Origin of the sequence: Nonomuraea sp. NPDC004580 (genome assembly GCF_040609855.1) — a bacterium.
Taxonomy (GTDB): Bacteria; Actinomycetota; Actinomycetes; order Streptosporangiales; family Streptosporangiaceae; genus Nonomuraea; species Nonomuraea salmonea.
The window spans coordinates 1-16,923 of record NZ_JBEXLH010000016.1; the positions used below are offsets into that span (position 1 = coordinate 1).

Consider the following 16,923-nt stretch of genomic DNA (forward strand, 5'->3'; position numbering starts at 1 on the left):
CCCGTTCAGACCGACAGATCCCGTTGAAGACCCGAGGTCAGTCAGAGGGTGGGTCAGGACTGGCGGGAGGTGCTCACCTACATCATCTCTGTCAGCGGGTCAGAAGCGCGGGCGCGAATGGGACTGCGGGTCCAGGGCAACCCGGGCGCGGGTGGGGTTGCAGGGGTGGAGAGGGCGGGGGCGGTGGGGTGCGGGTATTGGGGGTTTCGGTCTGGGGGTTGGTGGGGAAAGGGCGGGCGGGATTGTACGGGCGGGGCTAAGCTGTCTTGGCATGGTCGCGACGCTCCTGCATGAGATCCCCCTGCAGGGCGGGGATGTGACAGACGGGGTGGTGCGCGTCGGGGACACCGTGCGCAGACCGGCCAGTACGTCGACGCCCGCCGTGCACGCCCTGCTCAGACACCTTGAGGCCGCCGGGTTCGACGGGGCTCCCAGGGTGTTGGGGTTCGATGGGTTCGGGCGTGAGGTGCTCACTTTTCTTCCTGGTACGACCGGGTTGCGGCTGGAGAGCGTGAGTGATGAGGCGCTGGCCGGGTTGGCGGAGTTGGTGCGCCGGTTTCATGATGCGACCGCGGGGTTCCCGCTGACCATGGACGGGTGGGAAGGGGGGTCGAATGATGACAAAGCGCCGGAAGTCATTGGACATTGTGATTTAACGCCACACAACGTGATATTTCGCGCCACCGACCCCACCTCCCCCTACGCGCTCATCGACTTCGACCTCGCCCGCCCCACGACGCGCCTCTTCGACATCGTCACCACCCTCCGCCATTGGGCGCCCATCTCCGATCCGGTCGACCGCACCCCGCTGCTCCGCACCGTCGACGTCGGCGCCCGGTTGCGGCTGTTCTGCGACGCGTACGGCCTGCCGCCCCGCGACCGGCGACGCCTGCTGGAGCTGGCCAGGCTGCGTTTCCACCGCTCGTACACGGTCATGCGCACCCGCGCCTCCTCCGGTGGCAACTGGGCCAAGATGTGGGCGAGCGGGGCGGGCGAGCGCATCCGGCGGGCCGCGGCATGGCTGGATGTGCACGAAGATGAGCTTCATGCGCATTTGGTGTGATCCACTCGGCCTGGCCCTCGGTGTGGCTCTTGACCGGATTTTGGGTGATCCGCGGAGTTCCGCCCATCCCGTCGCCGTGTTCGGGCGGGCTGCGGGGCGGCTCGAAAGTGTGCTGTACGAGGACGACCGGGCGCGCGGGGTCGTGCACGTCGCGGTCTGTGTCGGTGGGGTGGCGGCGCTCGGGGTGCTGGCGGTCCGGGTCGCGCCGCATCGTGCCGTACGTACGGGACTGACCGCCCTCGTCACCTGGGCCGTGCTCGGCGGCACCACACTCGCCCGGGAGGGCGAGCACATGGCGGACGCGCTGGAGGGCGGCGACCTCGAACGCGCCCGCGAACGCCTCCCCCACCTGTGCGGGCGCGACCCGCGGCACCTGGAGGCCCCTGAGCTGGCGCGGGCCACGGTGGAGTCGCTGGCCGAGAACACCTCCGACGCCGTCGTGGCGCCGCTGCTCTGGGGGGCGGTGGCGGGGGTGCCCGGATTGCTGGCGTACCGGGCGATCAACACGCTGGACGCCATGATCGGGCATCGTTCGCCCCGGTACGAGCGGTTCGGGTGGGCGGCGGCCAAGCTCGACGACCTGGCCAACTACGTGCCCGCGCGGCTCACCGGCGTGCTCACCGTGCTGACGGCGCCCGATGCGGGCGGTGCGCGGGCCGTGCTGCGCAGGGACGGGCACCGCCATCCGAGCCCGAACGCGGGCCGGTGCGAGGCCGCGTTCGCCGGCGGGCTTGGGGTGACGCTCGGCGGCACCAACGTCTACGAGGGCAGGACCGAGGAGCGGCCCACCATGGGTGACGGGCCGCGCCCGCAGGTCGAGGACATCCGGCGGGCGGTCAGGCTGACCCGGGCGGTGGGGCTCGCCGCCGCAGGGGTCGCCGTCGTCACGGCCTGGGCCCTACGCCGCCTCACCCGCCCCTAAGATCGCGGACCGAGGAAGGGCGCCCCCGCGGGCCGGGCAGGGGGCGCCGGAAGGTCACATGACGCGGTTGAGGTTGAGGACGAGCCAGACCACGAAGATCGAGATGAGCGTGATGCCGACCATCGACTTCGCGGCGTTGTTGGCGACGACTTTCCTGGCCGTGACCTGCTTGGCGCTCTGCTTCCACACCTGACGCATGAGGATCATCGTCTGGAAGCGGCGACCGAGGGCGAACACGGCGATGGCGATGAGGATGAACAGGATGACACGGCCGTCTGCAGGTTCCACGGGCTTTCCCCCCTGTGGTCCTTGGTACTCCCTGATCCCACCCGAGACACTTGAGAGCACAGACTACTCGCACGACCGCGTTTTGTGACGGTGATTATTCGTCGAGATCGACCACGATCGGCGCGTGGTCGGACGGGCCCTTCCCCTTGCGGGCCTCGCGATCGACGTACGCCGACCGCACCCGCCCCGCGACGTCCGCACTGGCGTAGACGAGGTCGATGCGCATGCCCTTGTTCTGGTGGAACATCCCGGCCCGGTAGTCCCAGTACGTGAACGGGTGCGGCCCCTTCATCGGCGTCGGCACCACGTCGTGCAGCCCCAGGTCCCGCAGGGAGGCGAGGGCCTGGCGTTCGGGCGGCGTCACGTGGGTGGCGCCGGCGAACAGGGCGGGGTCCCAGACGTCGGCGTCGGTCGGGGCGACGTTGTAGTCGCCGCAGGCCACGAGCGGGCCGCTGGGCAGCTCGGCGGCCAGCGCGTCCCTGAGCGCGGCGAACCAGGCCAGCTTGTACGCGTAGTGGGGCGAGTCGACGGCACGGCCGTTGGGCGCATACAGGGACCAGACCCGCAGCCCGCCGCAGGTGGCGCCGATCGCGCGGGCCTCGGGACGTGCGGCGCCGACCCCGTCGAGCTCCGCGAAGCCGGGCTCACCGGGGAAGCTCGGCGTCACCTCGTCCAGGCCGATCCTGGACAGCACGGCGACCCCGTTCCAGCGGCCGTCGCCGTGCGCGGCGGCGGCGTAGCCGAGCGCGCCGACCTCCGCCACGGGGAACGCCTCCGCGGCGCACTTGGTCTCCTGGAGGCAGACGACGTCGGGCTCGACGGCGGCCAGCCAGTCGAGCAGGCGGGGCAGCCGTGCCTTGACCGAGTTCACGTTCCACGTAGCCAGGCGCATCCTCCCAGCCTGCCACGCCACGTCTCCAAAAAAGGGATCAGGCGTCGAGGGCCTGCCGGATCCTGGCGGCCAGCGCGGCGGCCTCCTCGGGGGTGTGCTCGACGACGCCGTTCTCCGCCATCAGCGCGTGGTACTGCTGCCGCTCATACGGCACGCCGGGAGGCAGGGCGGCGATGTGCCAGTGCAGGTGGGCGTTGCCCTGCTGGCTGCCCAGGGACAGCAGGTACGTGCGCTCGCACGGCACGCTCGCCTCCAGGGCGAGGGCGACCCGGCGCACGACCCGCATCACGGCCAGGAACCGGTCCTCGGTGAGGTCGCGTACGACGTGCTCGATGTGGGTCTTGGGCGCCACGAGGACGTAGCCGGGCAGGGAGGCGAAGCGGGCGAGGAACGCGATGTGCTCGCCGTCCTCGTAGACGACCTCCTCGGGCTGTGCGGGGTCGCGGGCGACGATGCCGCAGATGAAACACGGTCCCGTACGGGAGCGCCGGATGTAACTCTCCACATCGATCGGCACCCGTTTGATGGGTTCTGTCATGAAGTGATCATGCCAGCGACAGCAGCCGGGCGGCGGCGTGGAGGGGCACGCGGCCACCCGGCGGCCTCACGGCGTCAGCGGCTGGTCCAGAGCGGCTTGTTCGCCTTGGAGTAGATGATGATCCGCCCGTCGTTGCTCACCGCGAGCCAGGCGCCGGGGTTGCCGGCCGTCTTGGTCGTCCACAGCGCCTTGTCCTCCCGGCCGACGACCACCCAGTTGCCCTCGGCCTGCATGATCGAGCGCGCGCCGGGGTGCCCGGCCGTGGGGGTGGTGAACAGGCTGCGCTGCCCGTCGTACAGCACCGCGTTGCCCTCGTCCTGCTGGATCAGCCGGTAGCGGCCGTTGGCCGACTGCACGACCTCCCCGGAACGCAGCACGTGGCCGGAGGGCAGCTTGCCGATGTACGCCTTCGACGACCACAGCGGCTTGTTGTCCCTGGAGTAGATCACCAGGTTGCCGCTCTGCTTGGGCAGCAGCAGGTAGGCGCCGGGGTTGCCGGCGGTCGGCGTGGACCACAGCGGCTTGTTGCCGGGCCCGTAGATGACGAGGTTGCCCTCCTTCTGCATGGTGGCGCGCGCGCCGGGGTGCCCCGAGGTGGGCGAGGTCCACAGGGCCTTGGTGCCGTCGTAGAACACCAGGTTGCCCTGCGCCTGCTGGACGAGCTTGAACCGGCCGGAGGTCAGCGACTGCCCGGGCAGCAGCCACTGGCCGGGCAGGAGCCGGTCCTTGGCGGCGGCCTGGACGGTGCCGGCAGTGGCGGCGGTGGCGGCGGTGGTGGCGGTGGTGGCGGCGGCGGTGGCCGGCTGCGCCATGGCGGTGACGGCGACCGGTCCCGCGAGGAGCGCGCCGGCCATGGCGGTGATCGCGGACTTCTTCGTGATCAACGTTCGTCTCTTCCTTGTATGGGCCTGCATCGGTGAAGCCACAGAACCTGGCACGGGACGTTGGCGTTCTCTTGGTGCGCACCCTCTGAAGTCGTGTTTAGTCCGTATTTAGTGGGGTGCAGCATGCTGCTCTGGATGGATCGCATGGAGTTTCGCCTGCTCGGGTCCATTGACGCAGGTGTCGGGGGACGCCGCCTGGAGCTCGGGCCGCGTAAGCGTCGTTATGTCCTGGCCGCGCTGCTGCTGGACCTCAACCGTCCGGTGCCGGTGGAGCGGCTGATCGATGCCGTGTGGGACGGCGCTCCCCCGGACAGTGCGCGGATCACCGTGCAGGGACACGTCTACCGGCTGCGCCGCGCGCTCTGCGGCGCCCGGCTGGAGACCACCTCGTCCGGTTACGTCCTGATGGCCGACCCCGACGAGGTGGACGCGCTGCGCTTTCGCCGGCTGGTCGCCGCCGCGCGCGGGACGGACGACGCGGCGGGGGCCGACCTGCTGGAGGAGGCGCTCGGGTTGTGGCGGGGGCCGGCCCTGGGCGGGCCAGGGGGCGGCAAGGAGCTGGAGATGGCGGCCATCGAGCTGGAGGAGGCGCGGCTGGCGGCGGTCGAGGACCTCGCCCGCCGGCTGCTGCGGCTGGGCCGGCCCGAGCGGGCCGTCGCGCCGCTGCGCTCGGTCGTGTCGGGCGCGCCCCACAGAGAACGGCTGGTGTCACTGCTCATGACGGCCTTCTCCCGGGTGGGACGCCAGGCCGAGGCATTGGAGCTGTACGAACGCACCCGCCGCTGGCTGGCCGACGAACTCGGCGTCGATCCGACCCCCGAACTCCGCGACACCTTCACCGCCCTCCTCAGCCCACAACCCTGAGCACGGGGCCGGTGGCTCAGGCGAGGATGGCGGCGGCGGCTGCTTCGTCGAGGCGGTGGCCGTACGTGCGGTGCAGCTCGACCGCGCGGCGCGCGTCGCCCAGGCGCTCGGGGCGGGAGCGGGCCAGCGCGGTCAGCGCCTGGCCCTCCAGGCGCCGCATCCCGTGCCGGACGGCGGCGTCGCGGGCCTCGCGGGCGTGCCCGGCCGCCTCATCGGCCCGCCCGCCCTCCAGCAGCACCTCGGCCAGCCACAGGCGGGCGCGGGTGTCGAGGTGGGGGTGGGCCTGGTCGCGGTACTCGGCCAGCACCTCCGACAGCAGCGCGACCCGTTCGTCCAGGCCGAGGGTGGCGTCCACGCGGGCGAGCGTGGCGCGGGCCTCGGCCAGCTCGCTGCCCAGGCCGCGCTCGCGGGCGGCGCGTACGGCCCGCCGGGCCAGCTCGGCGGCGTGCTCGGTGCCGCCCTTGAGGTGGTACGCCATGGCGGCGCTGGACAGCGCCCCGGCGTTCCGCGCGCCGTTGGGGTGTTCCAGGCTCTGCTCGAAGAGCCGCACGGCCGCGTCCAGGTCGCCCAGCGCGAGGTGGACGTCGCCGAGCACCGCGTACGCCCTGGGCTGCCACCCGGGCGGCTGCCCCAGCGACCGGCGCAGGCCGACCGAGCGGACCTGCCGTTCGAGCGCCTCGCGCGGCCGCCCGGCCCACAGCAGCTTGATGGCGTAGTTCTCCAGCGTGGCGGCCAGCTTCAGCGACGGCTCGACCTTCTCCCACAGCCGGATGACCCGCTCGTGCGCGGCCATGCTCTCCTGGAGGTCGCCGAGCCTGGCGCTGAGGGCGACGATGTTGGTCAGCGTCGCGAGCCTGCCGGTCTGCCAGCCGACCTCGTCATAGAGGCGGGCGGCTGCCTCGTAGTGGTGGATGGCCGGGCGGGGGTCGTCGAGCACGTAGTGGGCGTTGGCCAGCGTGTGGTGCATGCCGGCCCGGCCGGCGGCGTCGTTCGCGCGTTCGGCCTCGGTCAGGGCGCGGGTGGCCAGCTTGGCGATCACGTCGGGCGGGTGACCGCCGTACATGAAGGCGCGCAGCGTCTCGGTGAGCCGCCACAGCATGCGCCCCCGAGCGTGCTCGATCACGGCGAGCAGGTTGTGCTGCTCGGCCGTGAACCAGGCGCGGGCGGCGGCGAGGTCGGCGAACTCCTCGGCGGCGGCGCCGGGCGGCGGGTCGTCGGCGGTCAGCGGGAGCAGCTCGACCGTGGGCGCGAGCAGCGTGGCGGCGGCGCGGGCAGTGTGCAGATAGTACGCGTGCAGCCCCGCCGGGTCGTCGGCGCCGCCGGTGCAGTGCTCGCGGGCGTAGAGGGCGACCAGGTCGTGCAGCCGGTAGCGGCCGGGCGCGTGCTCCTCGACGAGGTGGGCGGAGGCGAGCCTGGCCAGCAGCCGGGCGGCGGCGGCCGGGCCGGTGCCGGCCAGGCCGGCGGCGGAGCGGGCGGTGAAGTCGCAGCCGGGGACCAGCCCGAAGCGCCGGAACAGCACCTGGGCGTCGGGCGGCAGCGCCGCGTACGAACCGGCGAACGCGGCGGCGACCGTGGCCCGCGTGTCGCCCTCGACGGCGAGCGTGCTCCAGCGGTCGGCGTGCAGCTCCTCGATGTAGGCGCGCAGTCCGGCCCTGCCGAGCAGGTTGGCACCGGCGATGGCCAGCGCCAGCGGGAGGTGGCCGCAGAGCTCGGCCAGCTCGGCGGCGGCCTCGGGGTCGGCGCTGATCGGGTCGCGGCCCACGAGGTCGGCCAGCAGGTCGCGGGACTCGGCCGGGGTGAGGGTGCCGAGGCGTACGCTCTGCGCGCCCTGCAGGGCGAGGCCGCGCAGCGCGTCGCGGCTGGTGACGATCACGCCGCAGGAGGAGCCGCCAGGCAGGAGCGGGCGTACCTGGGCGGCGTCGGCGGCGTTGTCGAGCACGAGCAGCACGCGGCGGATGGCCAGGGTGGAGCGGTACAAACCGAGCTGCTCGGCCGTCCCCGACGGTGCGGGCACGCCGAGCGCGCCGAGCAGGCGGGGCAGCACCCGCTCGGGCGGCAGCGGCTCGCCCTGGCCGTGGCCGCCGAGGTCCACGTGCAGCTGGCCGTCGGGGTAGTCGGCGGCGGCCCGGTGCCCGACGTGCACGGCCAGCGCGGACTTCCCGACGCCCGCCACCCCGGTCACCACCGCCACCCGGCCGTCCCGCAGCAGGGCCAGCAGCCGCTCCACCTCCTCCCGCCGCCCCACGAACGCCGCCACGTCCCGCGGCAACTGCCGCGGCACGACGAGTGGCTGCCCCTCGCCGACGCCCTGCGGGCAGTCGGAACGGTCTCCCCCGGCGGCGGGCCGGCGCGGGTCGGCGGGATGATGCTCCTCGACAACGGGCTGCGGCTCGGAGGGGCGGTGGCCTTCGAGGATGCGCTGGTGCAGGTCGCGGAGGCTGGGGCCGGGGTCGACGCCCAGCTCTCCCGCGAGCAGCCGCTGCACGTCGTGGAAGAGCTCCAGCGCTTCGGCGGGCCGGCCGTCGTGCCAGAGCGCGGTCATGGCGAGCGCGTGCGGCGTCTCCCGCAGCGGCTCCTCCTCGCGCAGCTCCTGCAGCAGCGCGGGCACCTCGCGGTGGCGGCCCAGCTCGATCAGCGCGGCGGCGTACTCCTCGACCAGGTCCCACCGCTCGCGGACGAGCGGCGCGCGGACGCGCTGCTCGACCCAGTCGGTGCCGAGCCCCTGGAGCGGCTGCCCGCGGAACTGCCCGAGCGCCCGCTCCCAGGCCGCGACGGCGGCGGAGGGCCGCCCGGACGCGCGGCCCTCGGCGGCCAGCCGCCGGAAGCGGACGAGATCCACCTCCTCATCGGGCGCGACCAGCGCGTAGCCGGCCGTCCCGCTGGCGATGCGCTCCCCCAGCGTCTTGCGCAGCTGCGACACTTTGAGCTGGACGATGGTCTTCGCGGTCTTGGGCGGCTCGCCCTCCCACAGCGCCTCGATGAGCAGGCCGACCGGCACGTACGAGCCGTGCCTGGCCGCCAGCACGCCGAGCACGCACTGCTGCTGCGCCCCCTCGACGGGCACCGGAGTCCCGTCGTCGCACACCTCGACGGGGCCGAGCACGCGGATGTCCATCGCGTTCGAGCATAACGGGCGCCCGGAATCAGGACTTCCGGGTGCGCTCGACCCCCACGGTGATCTCGTTGTTCAGCCGGCGGCCCAGCAGCAGCTCCAGGTCGTCGCCGCTCCAGAACCTGCCGGGGTCGTACCAGTTGGGCCGCCGCCCGGCGGGCAGCAGCCCCATCTCCTCGTACGTGATCGCCACGACCTCGGCGCAGTAGGCGCTCTCCAGGTGCCGCTGCCTCGTCAGCCGGCCGGGGATGCGCCCCCTGAACCAGCGGGCGGCCAGCCGGGCCGTGGACGGGAACGGCGTGCCGTCGAGCCTGGCGACCGTGCGCAGGGCGGCGTCCTCCATCTCGGGGGTGGCCTCGGGGTCGAGCTGGCGCAGCCAGGCGCGCTGGCCGTAGCGGTCGGCCCAGACGGTCACCGCGTCGCGCAGGTCGTGCAGCTGCACACCGCGCTGGTGGGTGCCCGACCACAGGTCGGGCAACGACCTGCCCAGCTCGGCGTGCCACATCATGGGGGGCAGGTCCTCGATGACGATCGCCATGCCCACGTGGTTGACCGGGCTGTTGGTCATCGTCTGGATGGCGCGGTCGGGGACGGAACGCCCGCGGAAGATCCACAGGTCGCCGGTCCGCGTCACCCCGACGGCCTCGTCGAGTGTCAGCACAGGGCATAGCCTAGGCACCATGCGCTGGTGGAAGTGGCTGGGTTTGGCGGGAATCATGGGCGTCGCCGCCACGGGGGTGGTGATCGCGCGCGCCGAGCGGCGCCGCCGCGCGTACACCCCTGAGGAGATCAGGGCGCGGCTGCGCGAGCGCGCCGAGGAGGCGCAGGCCGCTCAGCCCGACGGTTTGAGGTCGTAGACGAAGACCACGTCGGGGTAGGCGGGGTTGTCGTCGTAGCCCTGGATGCCGCCCAGGAAGGCGCGGCGCGACTTGACCACCCAGGGCATCGCGGCGGCGGCCCGTTGGTCGAGCACCCGTGCCGTGGCGCGCTCGTAGACGCGCTGCGCGGCCGGCTTGTCGGTCACGGTCAGCTCGGGCACGGTGTCGAGCATCGCGTCGAGCTGCTGGTCGTTGAGGTACGACAGGTTCATGACGGGCGGGTTGGCGCTGTGGAAGACCTGCCCGAAGTAGGAGTAGCCGTCGGCGTAGTCGGGCCACCAGTACATGACGAAGATGTCCTGGCCGCGTTTCTTGCCCAGCTCCCATTGGGCGTTCCAGTTCATGCCGCGCACTTCGAGGGTGACGTTGAGCGCGGCCAGCGCCTTGCGCAGCCGCCTGGCCAGCACCTCCTCGTCGGCCTCGCCCTCGCCGTAGGTGAGCATCAGCCGCAGCGGCTTGCCGCCGGGTCCGTAGCCGGCCTGCCGCAGCAGCCGGGTGGCGGTCTCGAGGTCCTGTTCGGGCACCCGGTTCGGCATGTGGCCGAGCAGCCCTTCCGGGACGACGCCGCTGGCCGGCATGACCGAGCCGCCGAGCGCCTTGACGATGCCCCGGTAGGGGACGGCCTTCTGGACGGCCTTGCGTATCCGGATGTCCTTGAGCGGCCCCGAGGCGGTGTTGAACAGCATCACGGCCGTGCTGAACGAGGGCCGGTCGGAGGTGCGCAGGCCGGGCGCGGCCTGGGCGCGCGCGAACAGCTCGGGGTCGAGCCTGTCGACGAAGCTGGCCTCGCCGCGCCGCAGCATCGAGTACGCCCGATCGGGGTCGGGCACGACGCGGTACTTGATGGTGTTGTAGTGCGGCCTGTTCCACCCGCCCCAATAGCCGTCGTACGCGCTGAGCGTGAGCTCGTCCTCCTTGCCCTTGTTCCAGCGCGTCACCGTGTACGGCCCTGACCCGGCGTCCCTGCCCTGCTGGAACCACTTGGCGAGGTCGGGGGCGGCCTTGGTGTCGTAGATGTAGGCGGCGTACCCGGCGGAGGCGACCAGGTCGAGCGGCACCGGATATTTCAGCGCGAACGTGACGGTCAGCGGCCCCTCGACCCGGATGGAGGAGACGGCGTCCCAGATGTAGCTGGCGCCGGTCTTGCCCTTGATCGTGCGCTCGATCGACGCCTTGACCGCCTCGGCGTCCAGCGGCCTGCCGGTGTGGAAGGTGACGCCGGAGCGCAGCGTGAACGTCCAGGTGCGGCCGTCGGCCGAGGAGCGCCACGAGGTGGCCAGGCGCGGCGCGGACTTCTTGGTGACGGGGTTCCAGTAGGTCAGGGTCTCGTAGACGTTCTGGAAGGCGATGATCTCGTTGGAGTAGGAGCGGCTCGGGTCCCATTCGGTGACGACGTCGGTGTTCTTGACGTAGACGAAAGGCGACTGGCCGGCCGGGGCCCGCTGCTCCTCCTGAGGCGGGGAGCAGGCCGCGAGCACCATCAGTGCGACGGCCGCTGCGAGTGGACGGCGCAACGCATCTCCCTCTGGTGGCCTGACGTACCCGGGAAACCTACTCCAAGATCAACCCGGAAGGCGCCACGGTGTCCAAAAGTGCCGAAAAATTGGGCATTCCGGTGATCGTATTGCTATCCTCGGGGCTTGTCCCGTCCGGGGTTGCCAGCAAGGGACCGACCGGAGTGAGGTGCCATGGGTCGTAGCCGAACGATCCGCATGAAGATCATCGGTCTCCTTCTGGTGCCGCTGGCCTCCATGGTGGTGTTGTGGGGGGTCATCACCGCCGTCACCGCTACCGAGAGCTTGGAGCTGCGTCAGTACAAGACAGTCTGGACGAACCTGCGCCTTCCCGCGTACAAACTGATCAACGAGATTCAGCGTGAACGTCTCGTCTCGGCCCAGCTTCTCAAGAACACCGCGACCAAGACCGCCCTGGCCACGCAGCGCACGCGCACGGACGCCGCCCGGGAGTCGTTCAGGCAGCTCTCCAGCAACTCCAAGGACAGATCGGAAGAGATCCGCAAACAGGTGGACGCGGTGAACACGGCAGTCGACAGGCTCGATGCGATCCGGGGAGAGATCGACACCGGCCTGTCCGACCGTCTGCACACCGTGGAGTCGTTCAACGCGATGATCGACACCCTGTTCGGGCTGCACCGGCGGGTCGCGCTGATCGACGACATCCCGATCTACGAGCAGTCGCGCGTGGTCATCGACATGGGCTACGCCAAGGAACTGCTGACCAGGGAGCAGGCCATCGGGCTCGGCACGCTGGAGCCGGCCGAGCGGCGGCTGTTCACGCAGATCGTCGGCAACCGGCGCTTCCTGCTCGACCAGGGCCTGGCCGAGCTGGACCCGGAGCTGCGCGACCCCCAGGTGGCCCTCATCACCTCGCCCGCCTACCAGCGGATGCGGATGATGGAGGACCAGATCATCGCGGGCGGGTCGGCCAGGAGCTGGCTGGGCACGACGGAGGTGCTGGCCAGGGCCTTCCACGAGGCGCAGATGCGGGCCAGCACGACGCTCAACCAGCGCGCCGATCCGATCGCGGACCAGGTGCTGGTGCGGGCGCTCGCGCTCGCGGGCACCGCGCTGGTGATGGTGATCGTGTCGATCGCGTTCTCGCTGCGGCTGGGCGACCGGCTGTCGAAGGAGCTGGCCGCGCTGCGGCTGGCCGCGCTCGAGGTGTCCCAGGAGCGGCTGCCGCACGTGGTGGCCAAGCTGCGCAAGGGCGAGACGGTCGAGATGCCGGAGCTGTCGGTGGCCAGCACCACGGTCGAGATCGACGACGTGGGGCAGGCGTTCTCCACCGTGCAGCAGACCGCGGTCGAGGCCGCGGTCGGGCAGGCGCAGCTCAGCGAGGGCGTGGGGCACGTCTTCCGCAACCTCGCCAGGCGCAGCCAGACGCTGCTGCACCGCCAGCGCATCCAGCTGGCGGACATGCAGCACCGCGCCACCGATCCCGAGCAGCTCGACGACCTGTTCAAGCTCGACCACCTCACCACCCGCATGCGCCGGCACGCCGAGGGCCTGATCATCCTGTCGGGCGCCACGCCGGGGCGCGGGTGGAGCCGCCCGGTGCCGCTGCTCGACGTGGCACGCGGCGCGGCGGCCGAGGTGGAGGACTACCAGCGCGTCGTCGTCGAGCCGATGCCCGGCCAGCGGCTGGCGGGGCCGGTGGTCGGGGACATGATCCATCTCATCGCCGAACTGATCGAGAACGCCACCGTCTACTCCCCCGCGCACACGTCGGTCATCGTGCGCGGCGAGGCGGCGGCCAGGGGCTTCGCCATCGAGGTGGAGGACCGCGGGTTCGGGATGGAGCCAGAGGAGCTGGCCGAGTACAACGAGCGGCTGGCCAGCCCACCGGAGTTCGACCTGGCCGACAGTGACCGGCTCGGCCTTTTCGTCGTCTCACGCCTGGCCGCCAGGCATGACATCCGCGTGACGTTGCGCGGTTCACCATATGGAGGGACCACCGCGATCGTGTTGATCCCGGAAGAGCACGTGGCCGAACCCGAACCCGAGGCCGAGGCTCCGAAGAAGGAGCCGGTCCGCCCGATGCGGGTGGTGCGAAGTGACTGAAGAGCGCTGGCTGGACGAGGACGCGGGTCCGATCGTTCCCGCCTATCTGCTGACCAGGGGCCGTACGGTGCCCGCGAGCGAGGCCATCGACCTCATCGCGGTGATCATCACGGCGGGCGGCCTGGCGCCGCCGCGCGGCCTCGACCCCGAACATCTGATCATTCTGCAGAAGTGCACCCAGCCCACCCGGCTCGTGGACGTCGCCGCCGAGCTGAACCTGCCGATCGGCGTGGTCCGGGTCCTGGTCGGCGACCTGCACGCGCAGCAGCTCGTGCAGGTCGAGCTGCCGCCGCCCGCACCGGACGCGAAGGTGCTGCTCGAGGTCATCAGCGGCCTCAAAGCGCTGTGACGGCCGCCTGAACCCCTCACGGGGTCTCAGGCGGCTTCATGCTGCCAGGACGTCCTCGGCCCGGTGACAGGCCACCTGGCGGCCGCCCAGGTCCCGCGGCTCCGGCGCCCGTTCACACTTCTCGACCGCCATCGGGCAGCGCAGCCGGAACGGGCAGCCCGTCGCCGCCGGCACCGCCTCCGTCCTCCCCCTCGCCTGCGGCGGCTCCCCTCCCAGCTTCGGCACGGCGTCGCGCAGCGCCCTGGTGTACGGGTGCGCCGGGCTCTTCAGCAGCTCGGCGGTCGGCCCCGACTCGACCACCCGGCCCGCGAACAGCACGTGCGAGGTCCTGCAGAGCCGCTCGACGACGGCCAGGTTGTGGGTGATGAGCAGGCGCTCGGTGTCCAGGGACGCCAGCAGGTCGAGGACCCTGGCCTGGACGGTGACGTCGAGCGCGCTGGTGGGCTCGTCGAGGATGAGCAGGCGGGGGCCGACGGCCAGGGCGCGGGCGATCACCACGCGCTGGCGCTGGCCGCCGGAGAGCTGGTGGGGGCGGCGGTCGGCCAGTTCGGGGGCGAGGCCGACCTGTTCGAGCAGCTCGCCGACGCGGGCGCGCTCGGCGCGCGGGAGGGCCTCGGCGATCGAGCGGCCGACGCGCATCCGGGGGTCGAGGGCCTCGGCCTGGAAGACGGGCTGGACGTCCTTCCTGAACGCCCTCATGTCCACCTTTTTCAGCGTTTGGTCGCCGTACCAGATATTTCCGGACATGGGGGTGAGGAGGCCGAGGAACGCGCGCGCCAGCGTGGTCTTGCCCGACCCGCTCTCCCCGATCAGCCCCACGCCGCCCTCGGTGATCTCCAGGCTGACGTCGTGGACGACCGGGCGGCGGGCGTACCCGAGTGTCACCCGCTCCGCCCTGAGCACGGGTCCTGTCACGGCAGCGCCTCCAGCAGCTCGCGGGTGTAGGGATGGGACGGCTCGGCCAGCACCCGTGCGGCGGGCCCCGACTCGACCACCGCGCCGTCCTTCATGACGAGCACCCGGTCGGCGATCGTCGAGACCAGGGCGAGGTCGTGGGAGACCAGCAGCAGCGCGAGGCCGCGTTCGGCGCGCAGCCGGCGCAGCACGCCGACCACCTCGGCCTGCACGGTCACGTCGAGCGCGCTGGTGGGCTCGTCGGCGAGGATCGCCTCGGCGCCCAACGCGATGGCGAGCGCGATGGCGAAGCGCTGCGCCTGGCCGCCGGAGACCTCGTGCGGGTAGCGGCGCAGGATCGCGGGGTCGAGCAGCACGGCCTCGACGGCCTCCGCCATGGCCCGCCCGGAGTCGTCGCGGCCGTGCAGCCGCAGCGCGCGGCGCATCAGCGTGCCGAGCCTGGTGGCGGGGCTGAGCGCGGCCTGGGGCGACTGCATGACCAGGGCCGCCCTGGCGCCGCGCAGCTCGCGCAGGGCCTTCTGCGAGGCCGTCATGACGTCCACGCCGCACACCCTGACCTGGCCCGAGACCTCGGCGTGCTCGGTGAGCCCGAGCAGTGAGAGCAGCGTCGTGGACTTGCCGGAACCGCTCTCGCCCACGATCGCCACGCACTCACCGGCGGCGACGTCCAGCTCGGGCACCTCGGCGACCGGCCGGCCGCCGTAGCTGACCCGCAGGTCGCGTACCTCGATCACCTGACCGCCCTCCGCGGGTCGAGCACGTTGCGCAACCCCTCGCCCAGCACGTTGAACGCGAACGCCGTCACCAGGATCGCGAGCCCTGGGAAGGTGACCACCCACCAGTTCGTGGTGAACAGCGTCTGCCCCTGCTGCACCATCAGCCCCCACTCCGCCGTCGGCTCCTGCGCGCCCAGCCCCAGGTACGACAGCGCCGCCGAGGTCAGGATCACCCCGCCCGCGTCCAGCGAGATCTGCACCAGGACCGGGGTGAGCGAGTTGGGCAGCACGTGCCGCAGCACGATCAGCGGGGCCGGCACGCCGAGGCAGCGGGCGGCGTCCACGTAGGGGCGGGTGGCGATCGAGGCGGCCACGGACGCCGACAGGCGGGTGTACCAGGGCCACCAGGTCGCCGCGATGGCCAGGATGACGGTGTTGACGCTGGGCTGCAGCACGACCGCGAGCGCCAGCGACAGCAGCAGCGCGGGGAAGGCCAGGAAGACGTCCGTGACCCGCATGATCACGTCCCTGATCCAGCCGCCCGCGTAACCGGCGACCACGCCGAGCGTGACGCCGACCGCCGCCGAGACGGCCAGCACCGCCACGGCGACGAACAGCGAGGTGCGGCCGCCGTACAGGATCCTGGTGAGCACGTCGCGGCCGACCTGGTCGGTGCCGAACCAGTGCGCGGCGCTCGGCTCCATCAGCCGCTCCAGCGGGCGCGGATCGTCCACCGGGTATGGCGCCAGCCACGGCGCGAGCACCGCGGCCAGCACGACGAGCACGATGAGCACGGCGCCGAAGGCGGCGAAGCGGTCGGGGACGCGCGGCAGCGTGCGCCGCAGCGGCTGCGCGTCCTGAGTCTGCTCCTGGGTCTGCTCCTGGGTCTGCTCCTTGGCGCTCATCGGGTCCTCGTTCTGGGGTCGACGAAGCCCTGAAGGATGTCCACGACCAGGTTGGCGAGGACGTAGACCAGGGCGACGAGGAGGGTGACGCCCGCGATGGCCGGGGTGTCCAGCGAGCGGATCGACTCGGCGGCGTAGCGGCCCAGGCCGGGCCAGTTGAAGACGGCCTCGACGAGGAAGCCGTTGACGATCGCGTACGCGAAGACGAGGGCGATGAGCGACAGCACCGGGTTGAGCGCGGGCCGCAGGGCGAACTTGGTCAGGATGGACGTCTCGCCGAACCCGAGCGCCCGCTCCAGCCTGGCGTGGTCCTGCCCCGACTCCTCGATGAGCGCGGCCCTGGTCATCTGGGCGATGACGCCCGCCGGATAGGCGGCCACGACCAGCGCGGGCAGCACGAGGTGCTCCAGCGTGCTGGTGAGGATGGGCCAGTTGCCGGTGATGAGGGCGTCGACGGCGGTGATGTTCGTCCAGAGGGTGAGCGGGCTGGTGGTGTCGAGCGAGGAGTCGTACTCGCCGGCGACGGGGAACCAGCCGAGGGTGCTGGCGAAGACGGTCTGGAGCGCCAGGGCCAGCCAGAAGACGGGGACGGAGACGGCCAGCATGCTGCCCAGCCGTACTCCGAAGTCCGGAAATCTCGTCTTGTAGCGCGCGGCGAGCACGCCGAGCGGGATGCCCGCCGCGATCGCCAGCAGCAGCGCCGCCCCCACCAGCTCCAGCGAGGCGGGGAACGCGAGATAGAGGTCGTCCAGCACCGGCTGCCTGGTGCGCAGGCTGATCCCCCAGTCGCCGCTCAGCAGGTCGCGTACGTAGGCCAGCAGCTGCATGGGCAGCGGGTCGTCCAGCCCGAACCGCGCCCGCGCCTGCGCGAGCTGCTCGGGCGTCGCCTTCGGCCCGGCGAAGGCGACCGCCGGATCGCCCGGCACCAGCCGCATGACGACGAACGTGAGCACGACCACGCCGGCCACGACCAAAAGAGCCTGGCCGAGCCGGCGGGTCAGATGGCGGAGCATGGC

Annotated in this window: 17 protein-coding genes; 6 read left to right on the forward strand and 11 right to left on the reverse strand. The window is 72.1% G+C overall.

What is annotated here, in order from left to right; genetic code table 11:
* The first annotated feature begins 271 nt into the window (after positions 1–271).
* Positions 272–1,063, forward strand: a complete 792-nt coding sequence (locus ABZW11_RS18690) for an aminoglycoside phosphotransferase family protein (protein ID WP_355418575.1) — start codon at positions 272–274, stop codon at positions 1,061–1,063.
* Positions 1,047–1,985, forward strand: coding sequence for a cobalamin biosynthesis protein (locus ABZW11_RS18695; protein WP_355418577.1), 939 nt, complete (start codon positions 1,047–1,049; stop codon positions 1,983–1,985). The genes ABZW11_RS18690 and ABZW11_RS18695 overlap by 17 nt, the downstream gene beginning before the upstream one ends.
* Before the next feature lie 54 nt (positions 1,986–2,039).
* On the opposite strand, the gene ABZW11_RS18700 is transcribed toward ABZW11_RS18695, so the two are convergent.
* From ABZW11_RS18700 to ABZW11_RS18715, 4 genes are all read right to left on the reverse strand, one after another.
* Positions 2,040–2,273, reverse strand: a complete 234-nt coding sequence (locus tag ABZW11_RS18700) for a hypothetical protein (RefSeq protein ID WP_355418579.1) — start codon at positions 2,271–2,273, stop codon at positions 2,040–2,042.
* Between the two features lie 94 nt (positions 2,274–2,367).
* Positions 2,368–3,165 (reverse strand): exodeoxyribonuclease III, encoded by a 798-nt coding sequence (locus ABZW11_RS18705; protein ID WP_355418581.1) that lies wholly within the window; start codon positions 3,163–3,165, stop codon positions 2,368–2,370.
* Positions 3,166–3,202: 37 nt separating this feature from the next.
* A complete protein-coding gene (locus ABZW11_RS18710) occupies positions 3,203–3,703 on the reverse strand; it encodes an HIT family protein (RefSeq protein WP_355418583.1) in 501 nt (166 codons plus the stop codon).
* 74 nt (positions 3,704–3,777) lie between these two features.
* Complete coding sequence (locus tag ABZW11_RS18715; protein WP_355418585.1) at positions 3,778–4,587, reverse strand: hypothetical protein; 810 nt, start codon at positions 4,585–4,587, stop codon at positions 3,778–3,780.
* A gap of 135 nt (positions 4,588–4,722) precedes the next feature.
* Here ABZW11_RS18715 and ABZW11_RS18720 point away from each other — a divergent pair, with 135 nt between their 5' ends.
* Positions 4,723–5,451, forward strand: coding sequence for an AfsR/SARP family transcriptional regulator (locus ABZW11_RS18720; protein WP_355418587.1), 729 nt, complete (start codon positions 4,723–4,725; stop codon positions 5,449–5,451).
* Positions 5,452–5,467: 16 nt separating this feature from the next.
* Here the strand turns inward: ABZW11_RS18720 and ABZW11_RS18725 are convergent, their stop codons facing one another.
* Positions 5,468–8,566: a BTAD domain-containing putative transcriptional regulator gene (locus ABZW11_RS18725; RefSeq protein ID WP_355418589.1), complete on the reverse strand. Its 3,099-nt coding sequence runs from the start codon at positions 8,564–8,566 to the stop codon at positions 5,468–5,470.
* 28 nt (positions 8,567–8,594) lie between these two features.
* Positions 8,595–9,245, reverse strand: coding sequence for a hypothetical protein (locus ABZW11_RS18730; RefSeq protein WP_355418591.1), 651 nt, complete (start codon positions 9,243–9,245; stop codon positions 8,595–8,597).
* On the opposite strand from ABZW11_RS18730, the gene ABZW11_RS18735 reads away from it, so the two are divergent.
* Positions 9,244–9,420, forward strand: coding sequence for a hypothetical protein (locus ABZW11_RS18735; protein ID WP_355418861.1), 177 nt, complete (start codon positions 9,244–9,246; stop codon positions 9,418–9,420). The genes ABZW11_RS18730 and ABZW11_RS18735 overlap by 2 nt on opposite strands.
* Here the strand turns inward: ABZW11_RS18735 and ABZW11_RS18740 are convergent.
* Entirely contained in the window at positions 9,396–10,955 is a 1,560-nt protein-coding gene (locus ABZW11_RS18740) for an ABC transporter substrate-binding protein (RefSeq protein ID WP_355418593.1), read from the reverse strand. The two genes, ABZW11_RS18735 and ABZW11_RS18740, sit on opposite strands and share 25 nt — an antisense overlap.
* 198 nt (positions 10,956–11,153) lie before the next feature.
* Between ABZW11_RS18740 and ABZW11_RS18745 the strand changes: the two genes are divergently transcribed.
* Positions 11,154–13,022, forward strand: coding sequence for a nitrate- and nitrite sensing domain-containing protein (locus ABZW11_RS18745; protein WP_355418595.1), 1,869 nt, complete (start codon positions 11,154–11,156; stop codon positions 13,020–13,022).
* Positions 13,015–13,371 (forward strand): DUF742 domain-containing protein, encoded by a 357-nt coding sequence (locus ABZW11_RS18750; RefSeq protein WP_106249159.1) that lies wholly within the window; start codon positions 13,015–13,017, stop codon positions 13,369–13,371. The genes ABZW11_RS18745 and ABZW11_RS18750 overlap by 8 nt, the downstream gene beginning before the upstream one ends.
* Positions 13,372–13,407: 36 nt before the next feature.
* On the opposite strand, the gene ABZW11_RS18755 is transcribed toward ABZW11_RS18750, so the two are convergent.
* Genes ABZW11_RS18755 through ABZW11_RS18770 form a run of 4 tightly spaced genes read right to left on the reverse strand, consistent with a single transcriptional unit; the run spans position 13,408 to position 16,920 of the window.
* On the reverse strand, positions 13,408–14,286 hold the full coding sequence (locus ABZW11_RS18755; protein WP_355418598.1) for an ABC transporter ATP-binding protein: 879 nt from the start codon (positions 14,284–14,286) through the stop codon (positions 13,408–13,410).
* Positions 14,283–15,020 carry an ATP-binding cassette domain-containing protein gene (locus tag ABZW11_RS18760; RefSeq protein WP_355418600.1) on the reverse strand — a complete coding sequence of 246 codons (738 nt, stop codon included), beginning with the start codon at positions 15,018–15,020 and terminating at the stop codon, positions 14,283–14,285. Before ABZW11_RS18760 ends, ABZW11_RS18755 begins: the two co-directional genes overlap by 4 nt.
* Complete coding sequence (locus tag ABZW11_RS18765) at positions 15,017–15,907, reverse strand: ABC transporter permease (RefSeq protein WP_355418602.1); 891 nt, start codon at positions 15,905–15,907, stop codon at positions 15,017–15,019. The genes ABZW11_RS18760 and ABZW11_RS18765 overlap by 4 nt, the downstream gene beginning before the upstream one ends.
* Complete coding sequence (locus tag ABZW11_RS18770) at positions 15,904–16,920, reverse strand: ABC transporter permease (protein WP_355418603.1); 1,017 nt, start codon at positions 16,918–16,920, stop codon at positions 15,904–15,906. Before ABZW11_RS18770 ends, ABZW11_RS18765 begins: the two co-directional genes overlap by 4 nt.
* Positions 16,921–16,923 lie beyond the last annotated feature (3 nt).